The sequence below is a fragment of the Streptomyces lateritius genome, assembly GCF_014649715.1.
Lineage (GTDB): Bacteria > Actinomycetota > Actinomycetes > Streptomycetales > Streptomycetaceae > Streptomyces > Streptomyces lateritius.
Genome location: NZ_BMTO01000007.1, coordinates 1 through 15,278, shown reverse-complemented (window position 1 = coordinate 15,278; position 15,278 = coordinate 1). Strand labels below are relative to the sequence as shown.

Below are 15,278 nucleotides of genomic sequence, written 5' to 3'. Positions count from 1 at the left end.
TTGCCTGGCCCGGCGCCGCTCCGCGCCGCGTAGACCTCCGGCAGGTCGACCGCCACGACGGTCTCGACGGGGTTCGGCACCGGAGCGCGGCTGACCGCCTGAAACACCGGCCGTGCCGTCCGTACCCGTGGTGCCCGTGCGGGCGGAAGCTTTCCCCGCTCCAGTACGACCACACCAACTTCCTCGGCCGCTCTGCCTTCACCCGGCCCGCGGCGATGCATCCAATGAACACGGACAGTCCAGGACTCCGAGGCGCCGCTGATCCAATCAGATCCTGTGATGGGTGGAAGGGCTCGACGACAGGTGGGATCCCTTCCTTCACGCGGAAGGGCCCCCGAAGGGCGAACCCGGTCCACAAGCAGTCTCGACCGCCCAGCAGTCGACCGCACGGCAGAAACTCGTCCTGGCCGAGGCCGGTATCGGGGGCGGGCGAGCGAGGTGATGAGGGCGTCGCGCCCCGCTGACGGGTGGTAGATCCGGCCCGCATCCTGGTCCGCAAAGAAGTGAACGCGCTGGACACGCCGATGCGACGGACGGCCGTCCTGAAGCGGGTGACGGCCGTCCTCACATGGATCGGAGGCATGCTAGCGGTGATGTTCGTGTCGCCAGAGGACGTGAATGACACGGATCATCGCAAGAACTCCAGCAACCGAAGCGCCGGTGACCAGAAGGAACTTGTCGACTGCAGGAGGAAGGTGCCAGACAGCGGCCGGCCCGGCGATCGTCGCGAACGCGACAGCGCCGAGGAAGCATGCGCTCAGCAACGCATAGCCGATCTCAACCGTGATCGCGTCTCGTTCGGCCTGGCTCCGTCGTCTCGTCGTCATAGCTGAAGGATTGCAGGGGACCGGGTGGTGGTCCATGAGGTCAGCCGGCCTTGGCTGGAGGGCGAAGGCAGTGTGTACAGGGTCCGGTGCGCACGGCTTGGCCCACGCACTGGACAGCAGGTCGGGCAAGGCGTGCGTGTATGGGGGGCATGACGGACCGGGAACGGCGCGCTCTTCCGCGGCGGCGGTTCACGGTGACTTCTTGGCGGCGCTGCTGGGCGCGGCCCGCATGGAGCACGAGCGCAAGAACGTTCCGGAGCCGGCCCAGGCGGGCCGAAGCAGGCTGAACTCACCCATCAGCCGCGACATCGCGGACATCGCCAGGCAGGCGCCCAGCAGGCACCAGACGGGGCGAGTGCTTCCCGGTCCTTGCCCCGACGGCGCTCTCGTCGTGCGCCTCGGCCGGCCACGGTACCGCGTGCCCGTCCCGCCCTCGCCTGGATGTTGCGATGAACGCAGCAGCTCACCCGGGTGGAAGACGTGGATGTTCACGCCCTGGGTTGTCAGGGCTGTCGGCCCCGGGTGACAGCTGGGTTCGGTCGGTGTCCTCGAAGGTACGTGTGGCGCGTGATCGGGCGGTGCCGGCTTTCCTCGCGGCGGATCGCGGCCATCACGTCCGCCGCGAGGATGTCGGCGTAACTACCCGGCAGCATCGGGTGCCCCCTCGGCCAAGCCCTCTTCTCCACCTGCACCAGCACCGCCGGGCGTGGGTCCTTGCACGCGTCGTTCCGGACGGTCGGGTTGAAGTCCGTGACCGGGCTCATCGGTTGCTCCTGGCTCAGGGCGGATCGGGATGGACGTCTGTCCGGCCAATGGCGCGGGTGTCGGGGCAGTGAGCTGCTGCTCCAGTGCGCGGAGCCGGGCGCGGGTCTCAGGCGTCGTCATCCACACCCTCTACCCGAGCACGGGCGCGGAAGGCCGGACGATCTCTCCGTCCGATGCGCTCTCGGCCTCCCAGAGCCACTTCTCGGGTGCGTGTACGTCGGTTGCAGGTCAGGCCGCCCCGGGACCAGCCGAGTCCCCCGTCGGGGCGGTGGTTTCGAGGCACGTCCGCGGTGCCACCCAGGGCCTGCTTACCGGAACCCTGTACCGGGGCCTCGGCGGATACGAGCTCGCGTTCCGACGATGCCCCCGGCGACGAGGGCGGTGCCTGCGGCGAGGGCGGTGCCCGTGGCGAGGGGATCAGGCTCTTGTCCGGTGAGGGCGAGGAGCAGGGGAAGCGTTGTCTCGGCGACCTCGGGGAACCAGGCCAGGAGATGGGCGGCCCGGGTCCGTATCCGAAGGTCGTCGTCGCCGAGGAGAGCGAGCAGGTGGGGGATTCGGCCTGGACGGCGTCGTACGAGCGCATCGTCTTATCCCGTGTGTCGAGACGTCGTCCCGGCACAGGGCGGGCATCGTCGGGCATACGGCCCCGCCGCCCATGGCGCGGGTGACCGTCCGGAGCGCGGCGAGGACGGCCGGGTCCGGGCTCTTGGCGACAGGACGTCACGCCATCCAGCTGGCGCCGCTCCACGACGGTGACCAAGGGCCCGGTCGGCGCCGCGGGCCACCAGATTGCACCGCGGGCGGCGGGTCTGATCCAAGGAAGAGACAGGAGTAGCGGTCTCGTAGCGCCCAGGCCGAAACGCGTTCGCCGCTCTCGCCCTGTGCCCAGCGACGCAGGCTGTGGCGCCCGGCGCTCCGTTGCGGGCCCCGGTGTCTGGTGGCACGGACGGCTGTATGGATAACACTCGATTTCTGTTTCGTTCCGTGTACAACCTTGAAGGTTGCCGGTGAGTCATACGCGTGTTCTCTGTAGTGCACCGGTCCGGAAAGGGCTCCTTCTTCTGTGATGACTCGTTACCGGCTCGGCGCGCTGGCCACCACGGCCGCCCTCGCCGCCTTTGGCGGTCTGCTGACCGCCGCTCCGGCCTCCGCGGCCGTCACCTGCGCCTCCCCCGTGTGGAAGGCGGAGTACTTCGCCAACTCCGCCTTCAGCGGCACGCCCAAGCTGACCACCTGAGACAGCGCCATCGCCGAGAACTACGATTACGGCGACCCGGCGGGTGTCACGCTGCCGAAGGACAACTTCTCCGTCCGCTGGTCCGTCACCCGCGACTTCGGCTCCGGCGGCCCCTTCACCCTCGTCGCCGCGGCCCAGGACGGCATACGCGTCAACGTCGACGGCGTGCGCAGGATCGATTTGTGGAAGAACATCTCCACCACCCAGAAGAAGACGGTCAACCTCACCCTTCCGGCGGGCAGGCACACCATTACCGTGTACTACGCCGCCTGGACAGGCGCCGCGAACGTCGCGTTCGCATACGCGCCCGTCACGTCGGCCACCGCCGACAAGGTTCGTCCGCTCGTGCCGACCGGTGCCACCGTCGCGTACGACAGGGCCCTCAACAGGGTCACCCTGAAGTGGGCGGCAAACAAAGAGATGGACCTCGCCGGTTACGTCTCTACCGGCGGCTGCCCACCACCGCCTGGGCCAAGGTCAGCAGCGCCACCGCCCTGGTCACCGGCGTCTCCTACGTGAACTACCCCCCGGCCACCGGCCAGACGTACCTCTACGTACTCCGCGCCGTCGACAAGACCGGCAACGAGTCCTGGGGCAGCGCGGACCTCGCCGTCACCTCCATCGACAAGACCCCGCCCGCTGTCCCTCATGTCATGCAGGACGTATGCCCGGACAACCTGCCCTACGTGGCCCCCGCACTCGTCACCACGGCGGCGAATTCGGCCGACATCGCGTGGTACGAGGCCCAGCGCCAGAACCCGGTGACCGGCGTCTGGTCCACGGTCCACTCCGGCGCCAAGGGTGCATTCTGCGACACCGGCCAACCCGCCGACGGCAGCAGGGCCACCTACCGTGGCCGGGCCCGCGACGCCGCCGGGAACTGGTCCGCGTACTCGGCCGCCACCACCTTCACCACCTGGGATCTCACGCCCCCGGCGCCCGTCGCCGATGCCGGCGTCGAATACCAGTCGGGTGTTCCCCACCTGAAGTGGTCCCCCGTGGCCGGGGCCGCTTCGTACCGGGTCGTCCAGTATGATCCCGCGACCGGCGAGCACCTGAACGCCCTGTCCTTGGGCGACACCACAACAGAGACCGACGTCGTGCCACGTCAGGCGATCGGGGTCGCGGACACCTACCGGTATGCGGTGCAGGCCCTCGACGCGAAGGGCAATGCCGCCGCCCCGGTGGAGATCACGCTGTCGATGGCCGACCGGGGCGAGGCGATAGCCCCGTTCCGGACGACGGCGACAAGGTTCGACGAAGGCGTGTTGCTCTGGTGGCTCGGCGCCGATCCGTGGACCGTCGACGAGAAGCCTCTTCCCACGTACCGGATCGTCCGCACCGATACCGCGACCGGTGAGACCAGCACCGTCGAGGGGTGCAAGCCGTTTACTTCGGATGACCGGCCGCTGACGGACCCCGACGTGAGTTGGACGTGGGCATTCGACACCGTTCCCTCCTACGTCGGCCCCAAGGTGGTCGACGGCCGCTGCTGGGATGTCCAGGGCAAGTCCGAGACGATGTACGAGTACCGGGTCGTGACGGTCGACCGCTACGGGCGTGCGTCCCAGCCCGGGCCCGCCGCCATGGAGACCACCCCGGACACGCAGCGCCCGGCCCCGGTCCTGGACCTGGCCGCCGAGCAGATCCCCTTCGGCGTCCGCCTCACCTGGACACCGCCCGCCGATGACGATGTCCAGGGCTACGTGGTGTGGCAGGGCACCACCGACCCCACCACAGGTGAGACCTCCTGGACGAGGAACTGTTGGAAGGGCGACTCCCTGGCCGAGACCGAGATTCTCTGCCCGACGGTCCCCGACGGCCGCGAGCACGTCTACCGGGTCGCCGCGACGGACGCCTACCATGTCGACCCCCGCCCCGAGGATCTCAGGCCGGCGGAGATCGCCGTCACCCTGCCGGACACCCGGCCGCCGGGCTGGGCCGGCGTCAGCGTCCATGAAGCCCAGTACCCCTCCGTCTACCTGGGGTGCTCCGACGCGTCCTCCGTCCCCTGCGGGACCGCCACCCACTACCGCGTGGAGCGCTGGAACCCCGGCGAAAGCGCCTATACCACCCTCAGCACGGGTACCGTGGGCAGCACACCCGTCTACTACGTCGACTCGGCAGTGCACGAGGACCTGCTGAGCCTCCAGTACTACCGGGTGGTCTTCACCGACTCCTCGGGCGCCGAACAGTCCGTCCGCTCGGCGGCGTACGGAATATGGGCCTCCTGGCTCTGACGGACCTCTCCGCAGCACCCGGGCGGCGACCTCCTCGGGGGTCGCCGCCACAGGGATTCGGGACCAGCGGCGGACCGCTACGACCGGGGGCGCCCGCCTCGCGTGCCACGGTCAGTTGGGCACTCCACCATCGCGACGGTGCTGCTCGTAGCCCACGCCGCCCACCACACGCGGATGGACGAGCGGGTGCCCGATCCGCGGGCGGAGGTCGACCTGTGGGCCCTGACGGAGCACTGCCCCTTGCCGGCGTTTCCGGCTGTCAGTCGAAGATGTCCAGGAGGGCCGGCCGGGAACCTGCGTCGTCGGCGGGGCGGGGCCGCATCGGAAGCGGATCCGGGTAGGTCTCCGCTGCGGCCCTGGCGCGGACGATGTCGGGCCCGCCGCACGCCGCGACCGCGAAGGCGCCGAAAACCTTGGCGAACGCGGCCGGGTCGCGGAACTCCACGCCGAACGCTCGGCCGTCCCGCAGCGGCACCCACACCACCCGGTCGAACCGTCTCCATTCACGCACCGGCTGGTCGTCCGCGGTTGACCGCCCCTCCAGCCACAGCCGCGCCACGTGCAGCAGGTTGACCTTCTTCATCGGCAGCCGCTTGCGCCGCACCCGCAGTTCACGCGCCGTCAGCTCGACGCGCTGGTCCTTCCTCGGGTACCAGACGACGCCGATCCCGAACGGCACCCACAGCACGAGGCCGATCATCGGCCAGACCACAGCGTGGCCCCACGACCGGAGCAGCCCGCCGTCCAGCAGGCACAGGGCCCCGAAGACCAGAACCCACTTCGCCGTCATCCGCCAGAATCCGCTGCCCTGCCGGTACAGGACCCGTCGTTTCTCCGTCATCGCCATGCCCGCACGCTATCCGTCGCCCCGCAGCTCCCCGTAGGCGCCCGAGGCGGCAACGACACGAACGTGCTTCAAGAACTGGAGCCACCGCTGACGGCTGCACGAGGAGCCGTGGAGATCGCAGGACCGATAGAGGTGACCCGAGCTGCCGTTGCGTCCACGTAGGCACTACTACGGGCGGATCGGCCCGGATGCCACCTCGAACGACGTACCCCTCGTCGGCATCCATGAACTGCGATCGCGCTACGTACAAGCGGTCCGGCGGGCGGTGGACGAGTCACCCTGACTCCAGTCGCCACCCCGTCCCACGACCGCGGCGACGTCCTCATATGCCGTCGTCGTCGCAGCAGCCGCTGAACGTGAGCCGCAGCCGTCAACTGCCACTTAATGAAAGTCAAAAGATAAGGGATGACATAGGCCTTGACCGTGTCGTGTCGTGACGGGCAAGGTTCCGGAGAGCGCTCTCCCGTGTCGTACTCGTTTCCAAGGAGCCCCCACATGGCCACAGTTGGCATACCGTCCCTAGCGCCACCGACACCTCGCAGATCCGTTCGCCGAGGGGTCGTCGGCGTGGTGGTCACCGCTCTCGCGGCTGCCCTTCTCGCCTTCGGTCCCGCCCAGAAGGCGGAGGCCGCGCCCGTACTGCTCTCCCAGGGCAAGCCGGTCACCGCCTCCAGCCAGGAGCACTACGGCACGCCGGCGACCGCCGCGGTGGACGGTGACAACGGCACGCGCTGGTCCAGCGTCGCCTCCGATCCGCAGTGGATCCGCGTCGACCTCGGCGCCCCGGCGGCCCTCGAACGCGTCGAGCTGCGCTGGGAGGCCGCGTACGCCAAGGCCTACCGCATCGAGACGTCCCAGAACGGCACGGACTGGTCGACCGTCTACTCGACCACCACGGGGGCAGGAGGCGCGGAGGCGCTGAACGTCTCCGGGACGGCCCGCTACGTCCGGATGCTCGGCACCGCCCGCGCCACCGGATACGGTTACTCCCTCTGGGAGTTCAAGGTGTACGGCTCCACGGGCGGCGACGGCGGCCCGACCCTGCCGGGCGGTGGAGACCTTGGCCCGAACGTGCATGTCTTCGACCCCTCGACGCCAGGTATCCAGGCCAAGCTGGACCAGGTCTTCCGCGAGCAGGAGTCGGCGCAGTTCGGCAGCGGCCGGCACGCGTTCTTCTTCAAGCCGGGGACGTACAACGGTCTCAACGCGCAGATCGGCTTCTACACCCAGATCGCGGGCCTCGGTCTGCGGCCGGACGACACCACGATCAACGGTGACGTGACGGTCGACGCGGGCTGGTTCAACGGCAACGCGACGCAGAACTTCTGGCGGGCCGCGGAGAACCTGGCGCTCAACCCGGTCAGCGGGACCAACCGGTGGGCGGTCTCCCAGGCCGCATCGTTCCGCCGCATGCACGTCAAGGGCGGGCTGAACCTGGCGCCGAACGGATACGGCTGGGCCAGCGGTGGCTACATCGCCGACTCCAAGATCGACGGACAGGTCGGCAACTACTCGCAGCAGCAGTGGTACACCCGCGACAGCGCGATCGGCGGCTGGTCCAACTCCGTGTGGAACCAGGTCTTCTCCGGCGTCGAGGGCGCCCCGGCCACCAGCTTCCCCGAGCCCCGCTACACCACCCTGAACACCACACCGATCTCCCGCGAAAAGCCGTTCCTCTACCTGGACGGCAACGAGTACAGGGTCTTCGCGCCCGCCAAGCGCACCGACGCGCGCGGCGTCAGCTGGGCGAACGGCACCCCGCAGGGCGAGTCGATCCCGCTCAGCCGCTTCTACGTCGTCAAGCCGGGCGCCACGGCGGCCACCATCAACGCCGCGCTCGCCCAGGGCCTGCACCTGCTGTTCACCCCGGGCGTCTACCACGTGGACCGGACCATCAACGTCGACCGGGCGAACACCATCGTTCTCGGCCTCGGTCTGGCCACGATCACCCCCGACAACGGGGTGACGGCGATGCGGGTCGCCGACGTCGACGGCGTACGACTCGCCGGCTTCCTCATCGACGCGGGCCCCGTCAACTCTCCGACGCTTCTGGAGGTCGGCCCGCAGGGAGCTTCCGCCGACCACGCGGCCAATCCCACCACCGTCCAGGACGTCTACCTCCGCATCGGCGGAGCGGGCCCCGGCAAGGCCACCACCAGCATGGTCGTCAACAGCGACGACACCATCGTCGACCACACCTGGGTCTGGCGGGCCGACCACGGCGACGGCGTCGGCTGGGAGACCAATCGTGCCGACTACGGCGTCCGCGTCAACGGCGACGACGTCCTCGCCACCGGCCTGTTCGTCGAACACTTCAACAAGTACGACGTCGAGTGGTACGGAGAGCGCGGCCGCACGATCTTCTACCAGAACGAGAAGGCGTACGACGCGCCGAACCAGGCGGCGATCCAGAACGGCACCACCCAGGGCTACGCCGCCTACCGGGTCGACGACTCCGTCACCACCCACGAGGCGTGGGGCCTGGGCAGCTACTGCAACTACAACGTGGACCCGACCATCCGCCAGCACCACGGCTTCAAAGCCCCGGTCAAGCCAGGCGTGAGGTTCCACAGCCTCCTGGTGGTGTCCCTCGGCGGTATGGGCCACTACAACCACGTCATCAACGACACCGGAGCGTCCACGGTCCCCGCCGGAACCTCGACCGTACCGTCCACCCTCGTGTCTTTCCCCTGACACTCCCTCCGCCGGCCGACCGGATGGATACGGCGGCCCGCCAGAGACTCCCCTCCGGTCCGGGTGACATCCCCGCGACCTGGCCCGGAGGGGCCACGCCACCGCGGCCCGGTGCCTGAACCGGGCGCGGTTCCGCACCCCGCAAGCCATCGTGCCGTCCAGAACCGGGCGGCACACCGCAGTCACGCGCTGAACGGGGACCGGGGATCCCCTGGACAGCGCTCCCCCCACCGGCACTCCGACCCGCCAGGAGCAGATGTGACCAGACCCCTCTCATCAACCGCCCCGGTCCGCCGACGCGCCGGTCTTCCCCTGCTCGCCCTCGGCGCGCTGGTGGCCTCGTCGCTCACCCTCGCCGCCCCGTCCGCCCAGGCGGCGGACACCCTGCTGTCGCAGGGAAAACCGGCTACCGCCTCATCCCAGGAGGGCGACTCGTACGCCGCGTCGGCGGCCGTCGACGGCAATCCCACCGGTACCCGCTGGGCCAGTCAGTGGAGCGACCCGCAGTGGTTCCAGGTCGATCTCGGTCAGCGCGCGAACCTCAGCCGCACCGTCCTCACCTGGGAGGGCGCGTACGGCAGGAGCTATCAGATCCAGGCGTCCGACGACGGCAGCGACTGGCGGACGCTGAAGACCGTGACCGGCGGTGACGGTGGCACGGACGATCTCGCCCTTTCCGGCTCCGGCCGCTACGTGCGGATGCTGGGAACCGAACGGTCCGGGGGCTACGGCTACTCCCTCTGGGAGTTCCAGGTCTACGGGAACACGGCCGGCACCACGCCTCCCCCCACCGGAGGACCGGTCCGGGTGGCCGGCTCCCAGGGGAACTGGCAGCTCACTGTCGGTGGACAGCCGTACACCGTCAAGGGGCTGACCTGGGGCCCGTCCATCGCCGACGCACCGAAGTACCTGCCGGACGTGAAGTCCATGGGCGTCAACACGATCCGCACCTGGGGCACAGACGGCGGCACCAAGCCGCTGCTGGACTCGGCGGCGGCCAACGGCATCCGCGTGATCAACGGCTTCTGGCTCCAGCCCGGCGGCGGCCCCGGCAGCGGCGGCTGCGTGAACTACGTGACCGACTCGGCGTACAAGAACACCATGCTGACCGAGTTCGCGAAGTGGGTGGAGACCTACAAGTCGCACCCCGCCACGCTCATGTGGAACGTCGGCAACGAATCGGTGCTCGGCCTGCAGAACTGCTACAACGGCACCGAATTGGAGGCCCAGCGCAACGCCTACACCGCCTTCGTCAACGACGTCGCCAAGAAGATCCACACGATCGACCCGGACCATCCCGTCACCTCGACCGACGCCTGGACCGGCGCCTGGCCCTACTACCAGCGCAACGCCCCGGACCTCGACCTGTACTCCATGAACTCCTACGGCGACATCTGCGGGGTCCAGGAGGACTGGCAGCAGGGCGGCTACACCAAGCCCTACATCATCACCGAGGGCGGTCCCGCCGGTGAATGGGAGGTTCCCGACGACGCCAACGGCATCCCCGACGAGCCGACGGACGTGCAGAAGGCCGACGGTTACAGCAAGGCGTGGAGCTGCGTCACCGGCCACCAGGGCGTCGCGCTCGGCGCCACCCTGTTCCACTACGGCATCGAGCACGACTTCGGCGGTGTCTGGTTCAACCTCGTGCCCGACGGCCTCAAGCGCCTGTCGTACTACTCCGTCAAGAAGGCCTACACCGGATCGACCAGCGGCGACAACACACCGCCGGTCCTCACGAACATGGCCGCCAGCCCCGCCACCTCAGCTCCCGCAGGGAGTGAGTTCACCGTGCGTGCCGACGTGCGTGATCCGGACGGCGACCCGATCACGTACAAGATCTTCCTCAGCGGCAACTACGCCAACGGTGACAAGCGACTCGTCGAGGCTCGGTGGCGTTCCACCGGCAACGGCACCTTCGCCGTCACCGCGCCCGAGAAGCTGGGCGTCTGGAAGGTGTACATCCAGGCGGAGGACGGCCGCGGGAACGCCGGCATCGAGAGCAAATCGGTCAAGGTCGTCGCCCCGCCGGTCTCCGGCACCAACCTGGCGCTGAACAAACCGACCAGCGCCTCCTCCTTCCAGGCGTCGTACGGCGACTGTCCCTGTGAGCCCGCCAAGGCGACGGACGGCAGGGCCGACACACGCTGGGCCGGCGACTGGAGCGACCCGCAGTGGATCCGCGTCGACCTCGGCGCCTCCACCGCGATCCGTAAGCTCCAGCTCGTCTGGGACCCGGCCTACGCGAAGTCGTATGAGGTACAGGTGTCCGACGACGGAAATGCCTGGCGCACGCTTCACACCACGACCACCGGCAACGGCGACGTCGACACCATCGATGTCGCGGCGACCGCGCGACACGTGCGTCTCCACCTGACGGCCAGGGGGACGGGCTGGGGCTACTCGCTCCACGAATTCGGCGTCTACAACTGACGCACGACGCCAAGCCCCCGGCGGGGGCGGCGCTCAGTCCCCTGCCGGGTCACCACTTCTCCCCCCATGGGCTGGAGGCCCTCCATGAGATGGCGTTCGAAAGAACTCCCTGCGCTCCTCCTCGGCAGCGCTCTCGTCGCATCCGTCCTCGGCATCGGCACGGTCGCCACCGCGGCCGATCCGGGGGGTCCCGCCCCGGTCGGCAGCCACGCCGGGCACACGATGGCCGTGTCGACACAGGCATCCGGCGACGACCCCGACGGGGACGGTTACATACCGGCGGTCCCGCAGGTCACGGGAGTGACACCGTCCACGGCCACCCCGTCGCCGCGCTACTTCCACGAGTTCCAGGCCAACTGCTCCGTCACGCATACCGCACCGGACGACCCGATCGTGTACCCGGGACAGCCGGGCAAGTCCCACGACCACACCTTCATGGGCAACACGACGACGCACGCCGGCAGCACGACCGGAAGCCTCTACGGAGGCAGGACCACCTGCAAGGCGCCCGCCGACGCGTCCGCGTACTGGATGCCGTCCCTCTACAACGGTGACAAGAAGATCCTCCCGGTGGGCCCGCAGGTCATCTACTACAAGGCCGGTGTCACCGACTACACCAGCGTGCGGCCGTTCCCCAAGGGGCTGCGGTTCGTCGTGGGTGATCCGACGCAGAGCGCCGACGCGTTCCGCCGCCATCGTGGCTTCGTCGAAGGCTGGGAATGCGGTGACAGCTTCTTCAACGTCGACTTCCCGACGAACTGTCCGAGCCGACCCGACGTACAGCTCAACATCCGCTTCCAGGCCCCCAGTTGCTGGGACGGCAAGTACCTCGACACCCCCGACCACAAGACCCACATGGCCTATCCGGTGGTCAAACCCGGCACCAACGACAACATGTGCCCGGCCTCCCACCCGGTCGCCCTGCCGATGATCGAGTTCAAGATGGCCTTCCCGGTCAACGGCGACATGAGCCAGGTTCGGCTGGCCAGCGGTCGTGGCCACTCCTTCCACTACGACTTCTTCAACGCGTGGGAGGAGCGCACCCTGAAGGCGATGGTCGACCACTGCATCGTGGGCGGCCTCCAGTGCGATCCGCGCGGCTACGACGAGAACCACCCGGAGCGGGGTGCGGTCCTGAACGCGGACTACCGACTGCCCTGACCGACCGGATTCCCCGAGGCCCGGCCGTTCCCGCTCGCGCGAGGGCGGCCGGGCCCTCTGCCCTGCCCGGTGGCCGCCGGGCAGGGCCACGACGGAGCAGCTGCGAAAGAGGGGCGGGAATGAAGGACGACAGGACGCTCGATCGGCTCGTGGGCCAGCTGACCCTTGAGCAGAAGGTACGTCTGCTCACCGGCGCGACGACTTGGCGCACGGCGGCGGAGGCCGACATCGGACTGCGGGAGATGGTGATGTCGGACGGTCCCGCCGGCGTCCGGGGTGAGGCGTGGGACGAGCGACGCCCCTCCGCCCTGCTCCCCTCCGCCTCGGCCCTGGGAGCCCTGTGGGACGAGGAACTGGTGGAGGAGCTCGGCGGCCTGTTGGCCGCGGAGGCCGCCCGCAAGGGCGTCGACGTGGTGCTGGCCCCGACGCTCAACCTCCATCGGACCCCGCTGGGGGGCCGGCACTTCGAGTGCTTCTCGGAGGACCCGGAACTGACGGGCCGCACCGGCGCCGCGCTGATCCGGGGCATCCAGTCCCATGGCGTGGCGGCCACGGCCAAGCACTACGTCGCGAACGACTCCGAGACCGATCGGCTGACGGTCGACGTGCGGGCGTCGGAGCGCACCCTGCGGGAGGTGTACCTCGCACCGTTCGAGGCGGCCGTTGAGGCGGGGGTGTGGCTCGTCATGGCGGGCTACAACGCCGTCAACAACGTCACGATGACGGCCAGCCCACTCCTGCGGGAACCCCTCAAGGGGGAGTGGGGGTTCGACGGAGTCGTCGTGTCCGACTGGGCCGCTCTGCGCTCGGCCGAGGAGCCTGCCCGCGCCGCGCTCGACCTGGCGATGCCGGGCCCGCAGAGTCCTTGGGGCGCCTCGCTGGTGCGGGCGGTGAAAGACGGACGGGTTCCCGAGGAGGCCGTCGATGAGAAGGTACGGCGGCTGCTCCGGCTCGCCGACCGTGTGGGCGCCTTCGCGCCGCCTCGCCGACGCCGCAAGCCGGTGCGGAACTCGTACGAGAGCCGTGCGCTGCTGCGCCGGGCGGCTGCGGCCGGCTCCGTCCTGCTGACCAACCGAGGGGTGCTTCCGCTTGATCCGACGGAGCTTTCCACCGTTGCCGTCATCGGCGCGCATGCCGCGGCACCCCGCACGCAGGGCGGAGGCAGCGCGGGTGTCTTCCCCTCCGACGTGGTGACCCCCCTGGCCGGCATCCGGGCCCGACTACGCGGCCGCGCCCGGGTGGTGCATGTCCCCGGACCGACGCCGGGGGTCGCTCCGTCCCCGCTCGACACCGACCGGTGCCGCGACCCGAGGTCGGGTGCCCCCGGGGTGCTGCTGCGCGTTCTGGACGAGTCGGGGCGGGAACTGCACGCGGAGCACCGCTTGTCGGGACGTCAGCTGGAGCCCGACCTGCCTGCGGGGGCGCGCACGGTGGAGATCAGCGCGGTCCTGCGGCCGAGGCAGGCAGGAGCGTGGACGTTCGGGGTCGGAGGCTTCGGCCGGATGACTCTCACCGTCGACGGACTCACGCTCCTGGAAGGCGTGTTCCTCCGCGAGACGGACGACCCGGCGGTCGTTCACGTGAACCCGCCCGTGCGGGAGGCACGGGCGGTGCTGACCTCGAAGCGGCCGGTGCACGTCGTGGCTCGGCGGGAGCTGGTCCCCGGCTGCGGACGCGCCACCGTCGTCACCGCGGCGCCGCCGGAGCCAGATGCGGAGCTCGTGTCGGCGACAGCGGTGGAAGCGGCCCGGGCGGCGGACGTCGCGATCGTGGTCGTCGGTACCACGGAGCACGACGAGACCGAGGGGTACGACCGGAGCGGCCTTTCCCTCGGCGGGCACCAGGACGATCTCGTGCGGGCGGTGGCCGCCGCCAACGCGCGCACGGTCGTGGTCGTCAACAGCGGCGGCCCGGTCGAGATGCCGTGGAGGGAGGAGGTGGGCGCGCTGCTGCTCGCCTGGTTCCCCGGGCAGGAGGCCGGTGCGGGGCTCGCCGACGTCCTGTTCGGCCTGGCGGAGCCCGGCGGTCGGCTCCCCACGACCTGGGGGGCGTCTCTCGCGGACGCGCCGGTGACGCGTACGCGACCCGTGGGGGGCCGCCTTCCGTACAGCGAGGGCTTGCACATCGGCCATCGCGCGTGGCTGCGGGCCGGCCGTGCGCCGGCCTTCTGGTTCGGCCACGGACTCGGTTACACCACCTGGGAGTACGAGGCCGTCGACGCACCGACGAAGGTCGCGGCAGGTGATGCGTTCACCATGCGGGTACGGCTCCGCAACACGGGGACCCGCGCCGGGCGGGAGGTCGTTCAGGTCTACATGGCTCGGCCGGGGTCGTCCGTGGAGCGGCCCCTACGATGGTTCGTCGGCTATGCGGCGGTCCGGGCGGAGGCGGGCCGGGCGGTGACCGCCGACGTGGAGGTTCCGGCCCGTGCCCTGCGCCACTGGTCGGAGGAGGAGCGCGCCTGGTCCACGGAGCCGGGGCCGTACCGGCTCATGGTGGGGCGGTCGGCGGGGGACCGGCGGTGGGAAGGGACGGTGACGGTCGAGCGGCGGGCGGTCACCGGCTGAGGCTTCTCACTGCGCCGCCCGCTCCCGCAGACTCGTCTGCCAGGCGGGGCTCTGCTCCTCCGGATCCGCTTCGGCTCGGCGGCCGCCGCGGGCGAAGAAGTCGGCGAGGGGCAGGATCGCCGCGCCGACCGTGACGGCGTCCGGCCCGAGGGTGCCGAGGTCGATGCGCACGTGGGAGGCCGGATACGACAGGGCGTAGGAGGTGGCGTAGGTCCGGACCGTGTCGAGGAAGCGGGCGCCGAGCTGGAGGCCGGCCCAGCCGCCGACGAGGATGCGTTCGGGCTGGAAGAGGTTGATCAGGTCGGAGAAGCCCGCGCCGAGGTACTCGGCGGTCTCTTCCAGGACGGCGAGGGCCGTCGTGTCGGCCTCCGGTACGACGCCGTCCGCTCCGGGGGCCGGGTACGCGGCGGCGAGCATCGCGGTCAGCGCGGTCTCCTCGTCCGCGCCGACGGGCGGCCGTCCGCCCGCCTCGGCCCAGCGTTCGAGCAGCGCCTCGGCACCCGCGTA

The 15,278-nt window shown here is 70.0% G+C and carries 10 protein-coding genes and 1 pseudogene; 7 read left to right on the top strand and 4 right to left on the bottom strand.

What is annotated here, in order from left to right; genetic code table 11:
* Positions 1-584: 584 nt before the first annotated feature.
* Positions 585-827: a DUF6332 family protein gene (locus IE136_RS15315; RefSeq protein WP_158983534.1), complete on the bottom strand. Its 243-nt coding sequence runs from the start codon at positions 825-827 to the stop codon at positions 585-587.
* A 58-nt stretch (positions 828-885) separates the two neighbouring features.
* On the opposite strand from IE136_RS15315, the pseudogene IE136_RS36715 reads away from it, so the two are divergent.
* Positions 886-1,071: pseudogene (locus IE136_RS36715) on the top strand (WhiB family transcriptional regulator); the annotation flags it as partial.
* A gap of 259 nt (positions 1,072-1,330) precedes the next feature.
* On the opposite strand, the gene IE136_RS15305 reads toward IE136_RS36715, so the two are convergent.
* Entirely contained in the window at positions 1,331-1,591 is a 261-nt protein-coding gene (locus IE136_RS15305) for a hypothetical protein (protein ID WP_158983531.1), read from the bottom strand.
* A gap of 1,067 nt (positions 1,592-2,658) precedes the next feature.
* Between IE136_RS15305 and IE136_RS35605 the strand changes: the two genes are divergently transcribed.
* Both IE136_RS35605 and IE136_RS15300 read left to right on the top strand, forming a co-directional pair.
* Positions 2,659-2,829: a hypothetical protein gene (locus tag IE136_RS35605; RefSeq protein WP_229818861.1), complete on the top strand. Its 171-nt coding sequence runs from the start codon at positions 2,659-2,661 to the stop codon at positions 2,827-2,829.
* A gap of 401 nt (positions 2,830-3,230) precedes the next feature.
* Positions 3,231-5,069: a fibronectin type III domain-containing protein gene (locus IE136_RS15300; protein WP_229818860.1), complete on the top strand. Its 1,839-nt coding sequence runs from the start codon at positions 3,231-3,233 to the stop codon at positions 5,067-5,069.
* A gap of 259 nt (positions 5,070-5,328) precedes the next feature.
* On the opposite strand, the gene IE136_RS15295 is transcribed toward IE136_RS15300, so the two are convergent.
* Positions 5,329-5,916 (bottom strand): hypothetical protein, encoded by a 588-nt coding sequence (locus tag IE136_RS15295; RefSeq protein WP_189600614.1) that lies wholly within the window; start codon positions 5,914-5,916, stop codon positions 5,329-5,331.
* Positions 5,917-6,411: 495 nt separating this feature from the next.
* Here IE136_RS15295 and IE136_RS15290 point away from each other — a divergent pair, with 495 nt between their 5' ends.
* From IE136_RS15290 to IE136_RS15275, 4 genes are all read left to right on the top strand, one after another.
* Entirely contained in the window at positions 6,412-8,610 is a 2,199-nt protein-coding gene (locus tag IE136_RS15290; protein WP_189600613.1) for a discoidin domain-containing protein, read from the top strand.
* Positions 8,611-8,868: 258 nt separating this feature from the next.
* Positions 8,869-11,043, top strand: coding sequence for a discoidin domain-containing protein (locus IE136_RS15285; protein WP_189600612.1), 2,175 nt, complete (start codon positions 8,869-8,871; stop codon positions 11,041-11,043).
* A gap of 84 nt (positions 11,044-11,127) precedes the next feature.
* The gene (locus IE136_RS15280; protein ID WP_189600611.1) at positions 11,128-12,204 is read left to right on the top strand and encodes a DUF1996 domain-containing protein; all 1,077 of its coding nucleotides are present in this window, start codon (positions 11,128-11,130) and stop codon (positions 12,202-12,204) included.
* A 119-nt stretch (positions 12,205-12,323) separates the two neighbouring features.
* On the top strand, positions 12,324-14,771 hold the full coding sequence (locus tag IE136_RS15275; RefSeq protein WP_189600610.1) for a beta-glucosidase family protein: 2,448 nt from the start codon (positions 12,324-12,326) through the stop codon (positions 14,769-14,771).
* 6 nt (positions 14,772-14,777) lie between these two features.
* Here IE136_RS15275 and IE136_RS15270 read toward each other — a convergent pair.
* The coding region (locus tag IE136_RS15270; protein WP_189600609.1) for an ROK family protein at positions 14,778-15,278 on the bottom strand (501 nt) is incomplete at its 5' end.